The organism is Hyphococcus formosus, assembly GCF_046736345.1.
GTDB lineage: Bacteria > Pseudomonadota > Alphaproteobacteria > Caulobacterales > Parvularculaceae > Hyphococcus > Hyphococcus formosus.
On record NZ_CP157210.1, the window covers coordinates 1,539,831 to 1,555,281 of the forward strand.

At 53.9% G+C, this 15,451-nt stretch carries 17 protein-coding genes; 13 read left to right on the plus strand and 4 right to left on the minus strand.

The features are described 5' to 3' along the window. The first annotated feature begins 269 nt into the window (after window positions 1-269). Genes ABFZ83_RS06995 through folB form a run of 3 tightly spaced genes read left to right on the plus strand, consistent with a single transcriptional unit; the run spans window position 270 to window position 2,420 of the window. Window positions 270-1,244, plus strand: coding sequence for a calcium/sodium antiporter (locus ABFZ83_RS06995; protein ID WP_411818722.1), 975 nt, complete (start codon window positions 270-272; stop codon window positions 1,242-1,244). A gap of 3 nt (window positions 1,245-1,247) precedes the next feature. Further along, on the plus strand, window positions 1,248-2,009 hold the full coding sequence (locus ABFZ83_RS07000) for an SDR family oxidoreductase (protein WP_411818723.1): 762 nt from the start codon (window positions 1,248-1,250) through the stop codon (window positions 2,007-2,009). A 3-nt stretch (window positions 2,010-2,012) separates the two neighbouring features. Next, entirely contained in the window at window positions 2,013-2,420 is a 408-nt protein-coding gene (folB, locus tag ABFZ83_RS07005) for a dihydroneopterin aldolase (RefSeq protein ID WP_411818724.1), read from the plus strand. Here folB and ABFZ83_RS07010 read toward each other — a convergent pair. Continuing rightward, window positions 2,417-2,899: a DUF3592 domain-containing protein gene (locus ABFZ83_RS07010; protein ID WP_411818725.1), complete on the minus strand. Its 483-nt coding sequence runs from the start codon at window positions 2,897-2,899 to the stop codon at window positions 2,417-2,419. The two genes, folB and ABFZ83_RS07010, sit on opposite strands and share 4 nt — an antisense overlap. A gap of 173 nt (window positions 2,900-3,072) precedes the next feature. Between ABFZ83_RS07010 and uvrC the strand changes: the two genes are divergently transcribed. From uvrC to ABFZ83_RS07045, 7 genes are all read left to right on the plus strand, one after another. Beyond that, window positions 3,073-4,998 (plus strand): excinuclease ABC subunit UvrC, encoded by a 1,926-nt coding sequence (gene uvrC / locus ABFZ83_RS07015; RefSeq protein ID WP_411818726.1) that lies wholly within the window; start codon window positions 3,073-3,075, stop codon window positions 4,996-4,998. A gap of 23 nt (window positions 4,999-5,021) precedes the next feature. Next, complete coding sequence (gene speB / locus ABFZ83_RS07020) at window positions 5,022-5,807, plus strand: agmatinase (protein ID WP_411818727.1); 786 nt, start codon at window positions 5,022-5,024, stop codon at window positions 5,805-5,807. Window positions 5,808-5,899: 92 nt separating this feature from the next. After that, window positions 5,900-6,781 (plus strand): RnfABCDGE type electron transport complex subunit D, encoded by an 882-nt coding sequence (locus ABFZ83_RS07025; protein WP_411818728.1) that lies wholly within the window; start codon window positions 5,900-5,902, stop codon window positions 6,779-6,781. Between the two features lie 13 nt (window positions 6,782-6,794). After that, window positions 6,795-8,168, plus strand: coding sequence for a DUF2330 domain-containing protein (locus ABFZ83_RS07030; RefSeq protein WP_411818729.1), 1,374 nt, complete (start codon window positions 6,795-6,797; stop codon window positions 8,166-8,168). 63 nt (window positions 8,169-8,231) lie between these two features. Next, entirely contained in the window at window positions 8,232-8,780 is a 549-nt protein-coding gene (gene pgsA, locus ABFZ83_RS07035; RefSeq protein ID WP_411818730.1) for a CDP-diacylglycerol--glycerol-3-phosphate 3-phosphatidyltransferase, read from the plus strand. Then, window positions 8,777-9,475, plus strand: a complete 699-nt coding sequence (locus tag ABFZ83_RS07040; protein ID WP_411818731.1) for a response regulator — start codon at window positions 8,777-8,779, stop codon at window positions 9,473-9,475. Before pgsA ends, ABFZ83_RS07040 begins: the two co-directional genes overlap by 4 nt. Window positions 9,476-9,479: 4 nt before the next feature. Further along, the gene (locus tag ABFZ83_RS07045) at window positions 9,480-10,790 is read left to right on the plus strand and encodes an ATP-binding protein (protein WP_411818732.1); all 1,311 of its coding nucleotides are present in this window, start codon (window positions 9,480-9,482) and stop codon (window positions 10,788-10,790) included. Here the strand turns inward: ABFZ83_RS07045 and proC are convergent. The 3 genes from proC to ABFZ83_RS07060 all read right to left on the minus strand — a co-directional run bounded on the left by proC (window position 10,787) and on the right by ABFZ83_RS07060 (window position 12,520). Then, a complete protein-coding gene (gene proC, locus ABFZ83_RS07050; protein WP_411818733.1) occupies window positions 10,787-11,599 on the minus strand; it encodes a pyrroline-5-carboxylate reductase in 813 nt (270 codons plus the stop codon). The genes ABFZ83_RS07045 and proC overlap by 4 nt on opposite strands. A 38-nt stretch (window positions 11,600-11,637) precedes the next feature. Further along, complete coding sequence (locus tag ABFZ83_RS07055) at window positions 11,638-12,141, minus strand: YbjN domain-containing protein (RefSeq protein WP_411818734.1); 504 nt, start codon at window positions 12,139-12,141, stop codon at window positions 11,638-11,640. Window positions 12,142-12,277: 136 nt separating this feature from the next. Then, on the minus strand, window positions 12,278-12,520 hold the full coding sequence (locus tag ABFZ83_RS07060) for an accessory factor UbiK family protein (RefSeq protein ID WP_411818811.1): 243 nt from the start codon (window positions 12,518-12,520) through the stop codon (window positions 12,278-12,280). A gap of 113 nt (window positions 12,521-12,633) precedes the next feature. Between ABFZ83_RS07060 and lgt the strand changes: the two genes are divergently transcribed. From lgt to pgeF, 3 genes are read left to right on the plus strand one after another with little or no spacing between them, the layout of a single operon-like run. Then, window positions 12,634-13,503, plus strand: coding sequence for a prolipoprotein diacylglyceryl transferase (lgt, locus tag ABFZ83_RS07065; RefSeq protein ID WP_411818735.1), 870 nt, complete (start codon window positions 12,634-12,636; stop codon window positions 13,501-13,503). Further along, a complete protein-coding gene (locus tag ABFZ83_RS07070; RefSeq protein WP_411818736.1) occupies window positions 13,500-14,615 on the plus strand; it encodes a class I SAM-dependent methyltransferase in 1,116 nt (371 codons plus the stop codon). The genes lgt and ABFZ83_RS07070 overlap by 4 nt, the downstream gene beginning before the upstream one ends. Continuing rightward, window positions 14,612-15,382 (plus strand): peptidoglycan editing factor PgeF, encoded by a 771-nt coding sequence (gene pgeF / locus ABFZ83_RS07075; protein ID WP_411818737.1) that lies wholly within the window; start codon window positions 14,612-14,614, stop codon window positions 15,380-15,382. Before ABFZ83_RS07070 ends, pgeF begins: the two co-directional genes overlap by 4 nt. The last annotated feature ends 69 nt before the right edge of the window (window positions 15,383-15,451 follow it).

Genomic DNA, 15,451 nt, shown 5'->3' on the forward strand with positions numbered 1-15,451 from the left:
TGGATGGCAGTCATTGCTATTTTCATCTTCATCGCGGTTTTCGCGCTGCTCAACGTCCTTGAAAAAGGCTCTATCGACTGATTTCCGGTGACATCGCCATCGTGCCGCACGGGGCTTTAACTGTGGAAATGTTTTCCCATATTCCGCGACTGGCAATGTTTGCGGCGAAATTCGATGGCCGCCGGTAATCGGCTTGATCGCATTATTCTGTTGTCGAATGGCAACCGCCGATAAACATTCTGAGCAATAGCAGTTCGCAAAGGCGTTTCATGATCCCAGAGATCGCAAACCAAATCGTGCTCGTCATTCTCGGCCTTGTTATCCTGCTTGTGGCAGGTGACCTTTTGGTCCGTGGCGCTGTCGGCCTCGCGACTGCTCTTAAAATTCCGGCACTTCTGGTCAGTTTGACCATCGTAGCCTTTGGCACATCTGCACCAGAATTATTCGTTTCCATTCAAGCGGTTATGACCGGAAACGACGGTATTGCCCTAGGCAACATTATCGGCTCGAACATCGCTAATGTGATGCTCGTCTTAGGCCTGCCGGCGCTTATTTACCCGATCACCACACATGTCTTGGGGCTGCGTCGGCATGCGGTGTTTATGCTGATCGCAACCGCCGGATTTCTCGGCGCGGCTTATGGCCCCGGCGAAATCAATACGACGATTGGTGCGGCGTTATTTGGCGGCATCATCATTTACGTCGCCTATCTATGGTTTCGGGCCAGTCGCGGAAAATCGGACGACCCGATCCTAGATGAGGTCGAGGAATACAAAGAAAGCGGCCTTGGCATTAAAACCATTGCGTTTTTGCTCGCGGGGCTCGTGGGGCTGCCGCTCGGGGCGCATTTGCTCGTTACGCATGGTGCCTCCCTCGCCGCAGATTTGGGCGTTCGTGACGAGGTCATCGGCCTGACCATCGTCGCTTTCGGGACTTCGTTACCGGAACTTGCGACCGTCATTGCTGCGGCCCTGCATAAAAAATCTGACGTCGCGATTGGCGGCGTTATCGGTTCAAATATCTTCAACTTGCTCGCAGTTGGCGGCGCAGCCGGCCTTGCAGGCACAGCCGTCTTCAGCGCGCCATCATTGGTTCTCGATATTCCGGTTATGTTGCTGGCGACACTTGCCCTGGCGGCCTTCGTACTGACCCGGCGGGATATCGGTAGGCTTTGGGGCGCGATATTCTTTGCGGGCTATGTCGGCTTTATCTTCACACTCGCAGCAAAAGCCAGTGGAATTTAGGCGATGACCGCCGCCCCCACAGCGCTCGTTACCGGTGCCGCGAAACGGTTGGGTCGCGCCATGGCGCTACGTCTTGGGGATGCTGGCTTCAACATCGCGGTTCATTACAACAGCTCGCGCGAAGACGCAGAAGTGGTCGTTGCAGAATTGACCGCAATGGGCCGAAAAGCGGTCGCCCTTCCTGCGGATTTGTCTGATGAAAAACAGACTGCATCGCTCATGGCCCAAGCCGGAAAAGCGCTCGGGCCAATGACGTTACTGGTCAATTCCGCGTCTGTATTCGAGCATGATGATATAGACGATATGACCCGCGCCAGTTGGAACCAACATATCGAAACCAATCTTTGGGCCCCCTTGAAACTCGCGCAGGATTTCGCCGCCCAAGCGCCAAAAAATGCGAACAACCTGATCGTCAATATTACCGATCAACGGGTTCTAAAACTGACGCCGCAGTTCTTGTCTTATACGACCTCTAAGGCCGCCCTGCAGGAACTGACAATCACCCTCGCACAGGGCCTCGGCCCCAAGGGCATTCGCGTTAATGCGATCGGCCCCGGCCCGACGCTCAGAAATGCTCGCCAATCCGAAGAAGACTGGGCCCGCCAGAACCAAAGCACTATTTTGGGGTATGGCGCGGACGCGGATGATATTTGCGACGCGTTGCTCTATCTTGTTTCCGCCAAGGCCGTCACCGGGCAGTTGATTGCGGTTGATGGCGGCCAGCACCTTGCGTGGCGTACACCAGACGTTCTGGTAAAGGAATAATTCATGGCCGAACGGCAAAAAGACATCGCCCCTTTACCGCGGACAGCCAACGCGCCGCAGCGTAAAGTTTTCGTCCGCGGATTAGTGCTCGATGCGCATATTGGTGCCTATGAGAGCGAACAAGGGGTCACCCAGCCGATCATTATCGATTTCGAGACGGAAGTGCTTGAACCCTCGAACCCGGTCAGTGACAGTCTTGAAGATGTTGTTTGTTATGACCGCATGACCCAAGGCATAAAAGCGATCATCGCCGAGGGCCATATCAAATTGGTCGAGACGCTGGCGGAACGGATTGCCGATCTGGCACTTTCGCACCCAATGGTTCTTTCCGTCATGGTACGGATCGTAAAACCGAACGCTATCAACGAAGCTGACGCTGCGGGCGTCGAAATCGTTCGGAAAAAATCCTAGGCGGGATCGCTGGCGAGATCAAAAAGCTCGTCTTCGGTATTGGTCAACGTCCACAAGATACCGCCTATTCCGAAGAAGATCGAAAGCCCACTCAACACTGAACAGACGACGAAAAGCAGCCCTGCGCCGCCGGGATAGAGCACCGCATATGAATGCTCCTGCGGATGAACATAAACCGTTACGGATTCGCCCGGATTATAATCAACAGCGCCGCCCTTTGGCATCTTCGTTAAAAGCCAGCGCTCGCGCGTCGATTCATAACTCATCCCGTCATATGAATAGACGTAACGAATATCCGCGCGCTCATCGTCGAGCTTGCTTAGCACAATGCCCTCAACTGTCGGCCATGACATACTCGCCCTCGCGCGAGCAAAATCATGCACAAAATACGCACCCCCAATGAGCCCTATGACCGCTAATGCGATAAATAGAAACAACACGATTGAGACATCAGATTTGCGTTTTATCTCAGTTGGCATTTGACCTTACGCTTTCGCATGATTAGCTCCTAAGCTGGATCGGCGCACGATTAGGGCTGATCTGGACGGGAATTCCCGGAATTCCGGATGCAGAATCGCCATTAAAGTCGATGCTGACCCAGCATTGGCTATAATACGCCTCACTAAATGAACACGCAGTTAACCAATTAGCTATGCCGACAGAAACGCCGCCAATAAATCAAAGCGACAAAGCTGAAGTGCCGCAAAAAGCCGGCGCTGCGGTCATCGCTGACTATGTGCGTAATTTGCCAACCAAGCCCGGCGTCTATCGCATGTTCAACGCGGATGGCGATGTTCTCTATGTGGGCAAAGCCAAGAGTTTGAAAAATCGCGTCTCGTCTTATGCGCGGGACTATGGTCATTCCAACCGGATACAGCGAATGATCGCTGAAACCCGCGCGATGGAATTTATCATCACCGCGACTGAGACCGAGGCGCTTCTGCTCGAAGCCAATCTCATCAAACAGCTAAAGCCGCGCTACAATGTTATCCTTAGGGATGACAAATCTTTTCCCTATATTCTGGTAACGGACCATCCCGCCCCCCAGATCACGAAACATCGCGGTGCGAGAAAACGCGACGGCAAATATTACGGGCCCTTTGCGTCAGGGACGGCGGTTAATCGCACGCTCGACGTTCTTCAAAAAGCATTCCTGTTAAGGACCTGTACTAACAGCGTCTATGAAAGCCGTACCCGCCCGTGTCTTTTACATCAGATCAAAAGATGCGCGGCCCCTTGCGTTGATTTAATCAGCGAGGAGGAATACGCAAAACTCGTCGATGCGGCGCATAGTTTCCTTTCCGGAGAGAGCGCGCAAATTCAGCGAGAATTTTCCGAAAAGATGGAAGACGCTGCGGCGGATCTCGATTTCGAAACTGCCGCAAGCTACCGGGACCGCATCCGCGCGCTTTCCTATGTGCAGGGTCGTCAAGTGATCAATCCCGGCGGGGTTTCCGAGGCCGATGTTTTTGCCATTCATTCCGAAGGCGGACATTCATGCGTACAAGTGTTTTTCTTCCGCGCGGGGCAAAATTGGGGCAACCACGCCTATTTCCCGAAACACGACAAGGAAGAAGGCCCGGACGCCATTCTCGACGCTTTCATCGCTCAGTTCTATGACCGTCGAGAGCCGCCTAATACCATTCTTGTCTCGCACCTCCCCAAGCAAGCCGAGCTATTGTCCGATGCATTGACCATGCGCGCCGACCGGAAAATCAACATCAACGAACCAAAGCGCGGTGAGAAAGCGGAACTTGTCAAAGCCGCCGTGATGAACGCCAAGGAAGCGCTTTCAAGGCGCATGGCCGAAACCGCAAGCCAGGAAAAAAGCATGCAACAGCTTGCCAAAATTCTTGGTATGAAAGAGCCGCCAAAGCGCATAGAGGTTTTTGATAATTCGCATATTCAGGGCAGCAACGCCGTTGGTGCGATGATTGTCGCCGGGCCTGAAGGGTTTATCAAAAATCAGTACCGGAAATTTACCTTCAAGCCGGGAAGCCTGCCTTCGGGTGATGATTACGCGATGATGCGCGATGTCCTCAGGCGGCGCTTCGAGCGTCTTCTAAAAGATAAGACCGCAGAGCGACCCGATTTGGTCATTATTGACGGCGGCAAAGGTCAATTAAGCGTGGTGCTCGACGCGCTGAAAGACATCGGCTTCGATCACGAACAAGAAGGCGTGACCATTATTGGCGTCGCCAAGGGACGCCGCGAAACCGAGGACGGGCGAAAGCGCATTGATCGAACCATGGGCGCGACTGGCGAACAGATTGTCATGCCCGGACGGTCGCCATTTATGTTGCCGCCGCGCGATCCGGGTCTTTTTGTTTTGCAGCGTTTGCGCGATGAATCCCATCGCTTTGCCATCGGCGCGCATCGGGCCGCCCGTAAAAAAGCCTTTGGTGCGAACCCGATCGACAGCATCCCCGGCATTGGCGCAAAACGAAAACGCGCATTGCTCAATCACTTTGGGTCCGCCAAAGAAATTGCACGCGCCAATGCCCAAGATCTGGAAGCGGTAGAAGGTGTTTCTGCCTCGCTGGCCCAGCGCATTTACGATTATTTCCATGGCGAATAGAAACCCGAAAAATAGGTGTTGAAATGAGCATTCAGCTAATTGGTTTACCTTGGGACTCCGGCTCGTCTTATGCGCGCGGACCTGCCCATGGCCCGGCAATCATCCATAGCCTTCTGTTTAGTGATGCCTCGAGCACCTATTCGCTTTCTGGTATAAATGCGAAAGAGGTGATCACCGGGTATGATTTTCAAGATCTATCCAGTGACGGAGATACGGCGCGCGCGGAAATTCGCGCAAGATTAAAAAGCGCCCTTAAAAGTGGAAAAAAGCCATTGAGCCTCGGCGGTGATCACTCGGTAAGCTTCCCTATCCTGCAAGAGCTCAAAGCCAAACATGGGCCAATGAACATTCTTCACATCGATGCCCATACTGATCTTTATGAAGAATTTGAAGGCGACCCCTATTCTCATGCTTGCCCTTTTGCGCGCGCAATTGAAGATGGCTGCGTTAACACCCTTGTTCAAATCGGCCTTCGCAGCATTTCACCGGATGCGCGCGCATTTGGCGAGATACATGGGGTCATCATGCTCGGCGCAGATGAAATGGACCAAATCCCCTTCGCCAAACTAACCGCACCGCTTTATGTCAGCATTGATCTCGACGGCATTGACCCCGCATTCGCGCCCGGCGTTTCCCATCCGGAACCGGGCGGATTATCGAGCCGCGACGTCATCAGCACACTAAAGAAATTGCCAGTTTCGCCAATTGGCGCGGATGTCGTTGAACTCAACCCGGAAAAAGACCAAGGCTTGATCACGGCCCATCTCGCCGCTCGGCTGGTTAAGGAACTGGCTGGCTACATGGCCTAGATGCCGCGAAACGATCCTGCCCCCGCCGCGTTTCTGCCTTAGTCCTGCGCTCTAAAGGATCGGTGGCAAAGCGCTTGGGGCCGGACAGCGACATGATTAATGCCTCTTTAAAGAACCAGATTCTGAAAGACCCGCGTCATTATCAAATTTTGACCCTTTCTGCGCTATTGGCCTACGGCACTTTGGCGAGTGTCTTTGAAATCAGCGGTGCGCAAATTTTCGGGATATTTTTCGCTGCGCTCGCGACGCAATATCTCGGCAGTTTCATGAATGCGGTCCGCTTTGAACCGCGCAGCGCGCTGATCACCGCCCTCTCCATCTCTTTGTTACTACGCGCCGATAGCGTCATGCCGCTTATGGCGGCAGCGGCCATTGGGGTTGGCTCGAAATTCATGATCCGACTTTATGGAAAGCACATTTTCAACCCTGCCAACGCCGCAATTGTTTTTCTACTGATTATATCTTTAACGGCTATGCCGGGCGTCGCGTGGACGACGCCGGGTCAATGGGGCACCGCGCTATGGTTTGCGGCCCTTTTGGCTGGTGCGGGATTATTCGTCACCTATCGCGCCGCTCGTTTTGATGTACCGCTGATTTTTCTAGGCACCTTTGCGGTGCTAATTTTCACGCGCGCCCTATGGCTTGGCGATCCATTCTCAATACCGCTGTTGCGCTTGCAAAATGGGGCGCTGATCCTGTTTGCATTTTTCATGATTTCTGATCCAAAAACCACGCCGGATGGATCGATAGCGCGTGCGGCCTTTGCGGCGAGCGCGGCCATCGTGACCTATATTCTTTCTTATCACTTCCATAATTCCGATGGGCTGTTTTACGCGCTGGCCATCATGTGCGTCGTCCGCCCACTGTTCGAATATTTTGACCCTGCACCACATTACCGGTGGGGTGACCGGATCAATCCGGTTCGCCTGCCGCAATTACGCCCCCGCAGCCCGCAACAAATCCCGGCAGAATAAATCGGAGAGAGACATGCCCCTATCGTTCAAGAAAACATTGTTCGCAGCCGTTTCCGCCACCGCCGCCATCACCTTGACCACCGGTGCCGTTGCTTTTTGTGGCTTTTACGTTGCCAAAGCGGATACCAAATTATTCAACAAGGCGTCGAAAGTCGCCTTGATGCGTGACGGCGATAGAACCGTCATCACTATGGCCAATGATTTTCAGGGCGACTTAAAGGAATTCGCTGTTGTCATACCGGTTCCGGTCGTTCTGGAAGAAGGACAAATCCACGTCACAGACAACGCCATCATCGACCATCTCGACGCCTATACCGCGCCGCGCCTTGTTGAATATTTCGACGATGATCCTTGTGCAGTCTATATGCGGCGAGAATTCGATATGGCGACAACGACAGCCCTGCCCGAAGCCGCCGCTCCGGTCTCGCAAAAAGATAGCTTGGGCGTCACCATAGAGGCCGAATATACGGTCGGCGAATATGACATTCAGATCCTTTCTGCCGAGCAGTCGGATGGCCTCGCCACATGGCTAACACAAAATGGATACAAGCTTCCTGAGGGAGCTGAAGAAACCTTACGCAGCTATATCAAGCAAAACACCAAATTCTTTGTTGCGAAGGTAAACCTAGAGGAACAAGCGCAAACAGGGCTGAAATATCTTCGTCCTTTACAAATCGCATTCGAATCGCCGCGATTTAGCCTGCCTATTCGTCTTGGTACGGTCAATGCAGATGGAAAACAGGAACTTTTTGTGCTCGCCCTTACGCGTACTGGCCGCGTTGAAACAACAAATTATCGCACCGTCAAATTGCCGACCGATAAACAGATACCGTTATACGTAAAAGGTGAATTCGGTGATTTTTACAAATCCATGTTTCATGAACAGGTCGAGCAGGAAAATGGCCGTGCGGTCTTTCTTGAATATGCCTGGGACATGGGTTGGTGCGACCCCTGCGCCGCTGACCCGCTATCATCGGATGAGCTTCGCGAACTCGGCGTGTATTGGCTGACCGATAATACAGTCATGCCCCGTAATCGTGGGCCACAAGCACAGAATGTATTCGTCACCCGCCTGCACGTTTCTTACGACGCCGAACATTTCCCCGAGGATCTGATGTTCAAGGAAACCGGCGACCGCACGAATTTTCAGGGGCGATATGTCCTTCGGCACCCCTATAAAGGCGATGCCCAATGCGATGCGGCAAAGCAATATCGGGCTGAATTACCAAAACGTTTTGAACAAGAGGCGCAAACGCTCGCCAATCTGACCGGATGGGAAATCGACGATATCCGCAAAAAGATGAGCGAGAATGAGCAGTCCTTCACACCGCCTGAGAAGGAAAATTGGTGGGACCGGCTCTGGGGAAATGACAAAAAAGATGGCTAGGTGCCGATAATATCGGCCTATTCGCCGTTGGATTTGCGACACGGCGCAGTTTAGAATTGCGCTATGGCAAATTTAATTACGCTCGCGCGCATGGCGCTGATCATTCCGTTCATTTTCGCGTTTCTCGCGAACGCCCCTTGGAACATGACGGCGGCGCTCATTATTTTCGTCGTAGCCTCGCTGACCGACTTTCTTGATGGCTATGTAGCCCGCGCCAGAAACGAAACCTCTGCGCTTGGTGCCGCGCTCGACCCCTTAGCAGACAAATTGCTGATCGCTGCGGCGTTCATTTTGCTGGTACGCAATGGGGTGATTATGGGCTTCGGCGTCGTCGCCGTGATCATCATCATTCTTCGCGAACTTTTTGTGAGCGGCATGCGAGAGGCCTTGGGCGCTGCGAACCAAACTCTGCCGGTCACGCAAATCGCAAAATGGAAAACCACCGCGCAATTGATCGCCGCAGGGCTTTTAATTGCCGCCGCGCCGACCGGCATCATCGGCGAAAGCCTCCGCCCGCTGGCGAGTGCCGCGTTGTGGGTCGCAGCTACGCTGACCCTTTGGACCGGCGCGGATTACGGCATTCGTTCGTTTAAAATGTTGGGGGCGCGATGACTACTTCTCCGCTAATTTTGGAAGGCGCAGCGCATATTCTGATCGTCGATGATGACGACAGAATCAGAAACCTCCTGAAACGATATTTAGCGGAGAATGGATTTCGGACATCGACTGCATCGAATGCGAGCGAAGCCCGGGGACTTATGTCGTCGGTAACTTTTGACCTCTTGATCCTTGACGTGATGATGCCCGGTGAAAGCGGATTCGACCTGACAAAATCCGTCAGGGGCATTTCAAATGTGCCGGTGCTTTTACTTACCGCACGGGGCTTACCCGAGGACCGGATCAAAGGGCTTGAGATGGGTGCCGATGATTATCTCTCAAAGCCATTTGAACCACGCGAATTGTTATTGCGGGTCAATGCCCTGTTGCGCCGGACACAGCCTGCGGCACTTGAGAAGAAAGAATTGAAATTCGGCGATTGTGTTTTCTCGCTGGGCCGCGGTGAGCTGCGCAAAAATGGCGAATTGGTACGGCTAACCGCGGGGGAAGCTGCGCTGTTGAAAGCGCTCGCGCAAAAACCGCGCGAAGCCATGAGCCGGGAATCGCTTGCGGAGCAGACGGCCTCCTCGATGGAGCGATCGGTAGACGTTCAGGTGACACGCCTGCGCAAAAAAATAGAAGAAGACCCGCGCGCACCGATTTACCTCCAGACCGTTCGCGGTATCGGCTATGCGCTGATGGCGGATTGATAAAATGATCTTGCGGTACTTTCCTAAAAGTCTTTATGCCCGCATCACCTTGATCGTCATTCTGCCGATCTTCATTACCCAATCTGTGGTCACCTATATCTTTTTCGCGCGCCACTGGGATTTGGTCACGGCAAATCTTTCCGAAAGCGTAGCCGGCCAAATCGCCCTTGTAACAACAATGTACGAAGACGCGGAGACCGATGACCAGCGCACCGCGATAAGCGCCCTTGCGCTCAACGATCTCAATATGCGGGTGCGGTTTGCGCCCGACACCACCCTTCCGGCAACCAATCAATTGGCGTTGTTTAACGTCTATAACAACACGCTGAACAAACGGCTTGAAAATGCGCTGGACCGGCCCTTTTGGCTGAATACTCAGACGTGGCCGAACGACGTAGAAATTCGCGTCGCATTTGAAGACGGAGCGTTGATTTATCTGGCACGGCGCGATCGGGTTTTTGCGACGACGGGGCGTATATTCCTATTCTGGCTAATCGCGACTTCTATTCTGATCGGGACGATTGGAATTATTTTCATGCGCAATCAGGTGCGTTCTATCTTGCGGCTTGCAACTGCCGCAGAAGCATTCGGTCGCGGCCGCGATGCGCCGAACTACCGACCATCTGGCGCAACGGAAGTACGTAAAGCGGGCTATGCTTTCATTGCCATGCGTGAGCGGATCAAGCGTCACATGGAACAACGCACGACGGTCTTGGCAGGTATCAGCCATGATCTGAAAACGCCCCTGACCCGCATCAAACTGGCGTTGGCGATGCAATCGGAGAGCGACGAAATCATCGCCATTCAAAAAGATGTAGAAGAAATGGAGCGGATGATCGAAGCCTATCTCGATTTCGCCAGCAATGAAGCGGTCGATGAAGACCCCGCGCCTTTCCGCCTTGATGAACTTGTTGCCGAGATTGCCAAAGATGTTGAGCGCACGGGCCGGCATATCGATACCGATGCCCCCCGTCCGGTAACGCTCGCGGTACGGCGCATGGCGCTAAAGCGGGCCGTTGCTAATCTCGTGAATAATAGCCTGCGATATGCGGATAATGTCTGGGTCAGCGTTGTTCGTCTGAACCGCTATGTCGAAATAATCGTGGAGGATGACGGCCCCGGCATTCCGCCCGAAAAATACGAATATGTATTCAAGCCATTCACCCGCCTTGATGAGGCAAGAAACCTGAATGAAAGCGGCGTCGGTATGGGATTGGTAATCGTGCGCGATGTCGCGCGCGCTCATGGCGGCGATGTCACGCTTGACCAATCCCCAAGAGGTGGTTTGCGCGCGACTATTCGCCTACCGCTTTAATCGGTTAGCTCCCCTGCCCGCTTGGCCGCGGCCTCCAGCGCTTTATTCATCAGCTTGCGGACGGCCTGCTCATCGCCATCGAGCACATTGAGCGCCGCCTCAGTCGTACCGCCAGGCGATGTTACCGCGCGGCGCATATCAGCGGCGCTGCGCTCATCCTTGGCCACAAGACTTCCGGCACCGCTACAGGTCGCCCGCGCAAGCGCATGTGCCTTTTCGGGTGCCATGCCAAGCGCGATCCCGGCTTCTGCCAAGGCTTCGGTCAACAGGAAGAAATAAGCGGGGCCAGAGCCGGAAATTGCCGTTACGAAATCAATTTCCTTTTCCGTATCGACCCAGACCACATCACCTGTCGCTTGCATCAAGGTCTCGATCATGGCCCGTTCTGATGCGCTTACCTGATCGACCGCATAGACGCCGGACACCCCTTTACCGATCGCGGCGGGTAAGTTCGGCATGACACGCGCGGTCTTTTCCGCACCGCCAAGAAATTCCGAAATGCGCGCAACCGATTTCCCCGCCATGACAGAAATGACGACCGCACCCTTCGCGATAGCGCTATATTGCGGCAATACGGCTTCGGCCATTTGCGGTTTGATCGCAATGACAACCGCATCGAACTGCCCGCTAATCTCTGGATTTAATAAAAGACCATGTTCTGTGCATAGCGCCTTCATCGGCTCGCCTGCACTCGGATCAAAAACAGCGGATGCGGCCGTATCGACCGCACCATTTTCAAGCCATCCGCGAAGCATCGCTCCGCCCATGGCACCTGCACCAATAAGGGCAACTTTCGGTAAGTTTGTCATCCGCGCAACCTAGCGCATCAAACCGGAAAGAAAAGCGCCTAAGCTGTCCCAGCCGTATCAAATAATGACGCTTGCAGGGCCTCGTCCGGGTTTTTACCGCCCCAGATCAGGAAATTGAACGCCGGATAAAACCGATCAATCGCTTCGCTTGCCGCTTTGATCAACGCTTCACCTTGCATATTGTCGAGATTACCTTCCGGCGTCAGCAAGGATGAATTCCGATAGACAATGGAATTGTCGTCCGCCCACAAATCGAAATGGCCCAGCCAAAGGCGCTCATTGACCATGGTCACTAACCGCGCCGCCTCATCGATTCGGCCAACCGGGGCTTTTAACTCTAGTGGTGCACCCATTTGCAAGGTTGCCAATTCGGGCCGCCATGTGAACCAGAGACCGATATCGCGCCACACACCTGGCATCATCACGTGAAGCTCGTTCGCACCGGCGCGCTCGATTTCGAACTCCAAACCGCTTGCGGCGGCTTCGAGCACTTTCAACGGGTCAACGCTCTGTTTCGGTTTACGGATCAGCTCAATGGACATAATTGCCCCTCTTCCCGGTTCACGCGACTTAGTGCAGCCGCTTGCAACTACATGTCGCTGCGATTCGGGGTGCGGACAAATGATTCGATTGGGGTCTTTTTCCTCAACCGCAAGAATAACTTACCACAGGCGGGTGTTAAGAATTCTCAAGCGCGTCGAGGCGTGCTTTCAGCTTCTCGTTTTCTTCGCGGGCGATTCGGGCCATATCGCGCACCGCTTCAAACTCTTCACGGGTAACGAGGTCCATATCCGCCAGCATATTTTGAAGCCTGCTGCGGAATACGGTCTCCGCCTCCCGGCGAACGCCATCCGCCGCGCCAGCGGCCTCGGTCATCATTTTCGCAATTTCGTCGAAAAGGGCGTTTTGGGTTTGCATGATAGGCTCCTTCTTGCCACCTATATAAGCATAGAGATCGCGGGGCGACAGGGGCCAAAAACCGCGCTATTGAGACGCAGCGCCCCATCAGATCGTACCAACGCTGCGGAAAGAATATGAGTTTACCCTATCCCAATATCGAGCCGGTTTTGTTTCAAATCGGTCCTATTGCCATTCGTTGGTATTCACTTGCTTATATTGGCGGCCTCGCGCTCGGATGGTTTTATCTGACCGGCCTGATCAAGAACAAGCCGCTTTGGGTCAAGGATTGCCCGCCGATTGATCGCCAGAAACTGGATGATGTTATTTTCTGGGTAGCGATCGGGGTCATGCTTGGTGGCCGGATTGGCTATCTGGTCTTTTATGAGCCATCGCTGTTTTTCGCGAAATGGGAAACCGTGTTGGGTTTTCTCCCCCTGCCACCAGCGCTGATGACATGGCGCGGCGGCATGTCCTTTCACGGCGGTTTGATCGGCGTCACCCTTGTCGGGATCTGGTTCGCACGTAAGCACAAAATCAACATGCTTTCGCTCGGCGATATGTTTGCCTGCGCCGCGCCGATCGGTTTGTTTTTTGGGCGTATCGCAAATTTCATCAATGCAGAACTTTATGGCCGCCCATGGGACGGCCCTTGGGCGATGGTTTTTCCGACAGACCCAGTTGGCGTTGCCCGTCATCCAAGCCAACTCTACGAAGCCGCATTAGAGGGTCTCGCCCTATTTGCGATTATCCGAATCGCCACGCATCATTTTGCGATGCTGAAGCGACCGGGCGCAACCATCGGAATTTTCCTTGCGGGCTATGCTTTGTCGCGCATCATTGTCGAGAACTTCCGCGAACCAGATGCGCATATGCCCGATTTCCCGCTCGGCCTGACGATGGGCATGTTGCTTTCGGTGCCAATGCTCTTGTTGGGCCTTTGGATGATATGGCGGACACGAACCAATAATGGTGATGCAAAAATCGGAGGCGGCGCGCCATCATGACCGCTACCCAAAATTACACCCCCATTACCCCACTTGAAGAACGACTTGTTGATCTCATCAAGTTAAAAGGCCCGATCTCAATTGCCGATTATATGACTGATGCGTTGGGGCATCCCCATGAGGGATATTATATGCGTCAAACGCCAATCGGTGCCGACGGAGACTTCACCACCGCACCAGAAATCAGTCAGGTTTTTGGCGAGTTGATCGGCCTGTGGCTGGTGGAAGCATGGCAGAGCATGGGCTCGCCGGAGAGTTTCAATCTGATCGAACTCGGCCCGGGTCGGGGAACGTTGATGGTCGATATTCTACGCGCCGCGCGCTTGCGCCCTGGCTTTGCCCGCGCAGCGCAGGTTTGGCTGGTAGAAACGTCGGGCTTGCTCCGCCTTGAGCAACAAAAGCGCCTGAAAGAAACTGAAGTCAGCCCGCTTTGGGCAGATGATTTTGGCGATATCCCGCCTGCCCCTTCCTTGATTGTTGCAAATGAGTTTTTTGACTGCTTGCCGATCCATCAATTTGAGCGGGTCAAAACCGGCTGGCGCGAGCGCCTGGTTGGTTTGGACGAGAGCGGAACGCGACTGGCCTTCACACTCGATCCGACCCCGGCGGCTCCGGAGTATAATCTGCCCGAAATTACTGAAAGCGAAATTGGCGACATTTTCGAAGTCTCACCGATCAGCCTGGATTTCGCAGGTACGATTTGCCGTACCCTGAAAGAAAATGGCGGCCATGCCCTGATCATTGATTATGGCCATATGGAGCGCGGTTTCGGCGATACGCTTCAGGCCGTAAAAGATCACGCCTATTGGCCACCGCTATTATCGCCCGGACATGCTGATATAACGGCGCATGTGGATTTCGAGGCACTGTCAAAAGTTGCTATTGAAAATGGAATAAATGCCCACGGCCCGGTAACCCAAGGACGCTTTCTTGATCGTCTTGGCTTGGCGCTACGAGTTGAAGCTCTGTGCAAAGGCCAGCCTGAAGACAAAGCGAATGAAATCCGTGCCGGCGCTACGCGCATCGCTGCGTCAAATGCCATGGGCGAGATTTTCAAGGTTCTCTCTTATTCGTCGCCGAACCTTCCGACACCCGCTGGATTAGAGACATGACACCGCCATTTCTGGTTTCGAAATTGCTCGATGCGCCCAGTCTTTCGCATGGTTTTTTCTCGCGCGATGGCGGCGTGTCACCGGCACCTTATCAAACATTGAACACCGGTCTTGGTTCTGACGATGCCGCCGAAAATGTCGACGAAAACCGACGCCGCTGCGCCGACGCCCTTGCCGTCAAACCGGACCATCTCTTAACCGGCTTCCAGACCCATTCGCCTGACGTGATGGTTGTTGACGAGCCTTGGGCGAATGGCCCGGCCAAAGTCGATGCGATGGTCACCAAAACCCCCGGCATCGCCCTCGGGGTTCTTGCGGCGGATTGCATGCCTTTCCTGTTCGCAGACGCAGAAGCGAAAATTATCGGTGCCGCCCATGCGGGCTGGCGCGGGGCCCTTGGCGGCGTGATTGAAAATACTGTCGCAGCGATGGTCGAATTGGGCGCGCAGCCCGCGAATATACGCGCTGCCGCCGGCCCCTGTTTACGGCAACCAAATTTCGAAGTGGGCTTAGATTTATTGGAAACTTTCACCGCGAAGTATCCGGACTCTATAGCTTTTTTCGCACCCGGACAGAATACGGATAAACGCCAGCTTGATCTGGTCGGATTTGGTAAATGGCGTCTCGAAAATTGCGGCGTCACGCAATTCGACGATATTGGTCTTTGTACGCTAGGCGCACCTGATCGCTTCTTCAGCTATCGCGCAATGAAGCGCCGTAATGAGCCGGATTATGGGCGGAATTTGTCCGCTATTGCATTGCGGTAAAAAACGCAACTTTACGGGTTGCACATCTGTTAAGAAAGCGTCATGAAGCGCTCGCAAAGTGGCGGCAAA

Excerpts from the sequence above, each read along its gene's own strand:
- ABFZ83_RS06995 (WP_411818722.1), top strand. The coding sequence starts at position 270 with ATGATCCCAGAGATCGCAAACCAAATCGTGCTCGTCATTCTCGGCCTT.
- ABFZ83_RS07000 (WP_411818723.1), top strand. The coding sequence starts at position 1,248 with ATGACCGCCGCCCCCACAGCGCTCGTTACCGGTGCCGCGAAACGGTTG.
- folB (WP_411818724.1), top strand. The coding sequence starts at position 2,013 with ATGGCCGAACGGCAAAAAGACATCGCCCCTTTACCGCGGACAGCCAAC.
- ABFZ83_RS07010 (WP_411818725.1), bottom strand. The coding sequence starts at position 2,899 with ATGCCAACTGAGATAAAACGCAAATCTGATGTCTCAATCGTGTTGTTT.
- uvrC (WP_411818726.1), top strand. The coding sequence starts at position 3,073 with ATGCCGACAGAAACGCCGCCAATAAATCAAAGCGACAAAGCTGAAGTG.
- speB (WP_411818727.1), top strand. The coding sequence starts at position 5,022 with ATGAGCATTCAGCTAATTGGTTTACCTTGGGACTCCGGCTCGTCTTAT.
- ABFZ83_RS07025 (WP_411818728.1), top strand. The coding sequence starts at position 5,900 with ATGATTAATGCCTCTTTAAAGAACCAGATTCTGAAAGACCCGCGTCAT.
- ABFZ83_RS07030 (WP_411818729.1), top strand. The coding sequence starts at position 6,795 with ATGCCCCTATCGTTCAAGAAAACATTGTTCGCAGCCGTTTCCGCCACC.
- pgsA (WP_411818730.1), top strand. The coding sequence starts at position 8,232 with ATGGCAAATTTAATTACGCTCGCGCGCATGGCGCTGATCATTCCGTTC.
- ABFZ83_RS07040 (WP_411818731.1), top strand. The coding sequence starts at position 8,777 with ATGACTACTTCTCCGCTAATTTTGGAAGGCGCAGCGCATATTCTGATC.
- ABFZ83_RS07045 (WP_411818732.1), top strand. The coding sequence starts at position 9,480 with ATGATCTTGCGGTACTTTCCTAAAAGTCTTTATGCCCGCATCACCTTG.
- proC (WP_411818733.1), bottom strand. The coding sequence starts at position 11,599 with ATGACAAACTTACCGAAAGTTGCCCTTATTGGTGCAGGTGCCATGGGC.
- ABFZ83_RS07055 (WP_411818734.1), bottom strand. The coding sequence starts at position 12,141 with ATGTCCATTGAGCTGATCCGTAAACCGAAACAGAGCGTTGACCCGTTG.
- lgt (WP_411818735.1), top strand. The coding sequence starts at position 12,634 with ATGAGTTTACCCTATCCCAATATCGAGCCGGTTTTGTTTCAAATCGGT.
- ABFZ83_RS07070 (WP_411818736.1), top strand. The coding sequence starts at position 13,500 with ATGACCGCTACCCAAAATTACACCCCCATTACCCCACTTGAAGAACGA.
- pgeF (WP_411818737.1), top strand. The coding sequence starts at position 14,612 with ATGACACCGCCATTTCTGGTTTCGAAATTGCTCGATGCGCCCAGTCTT.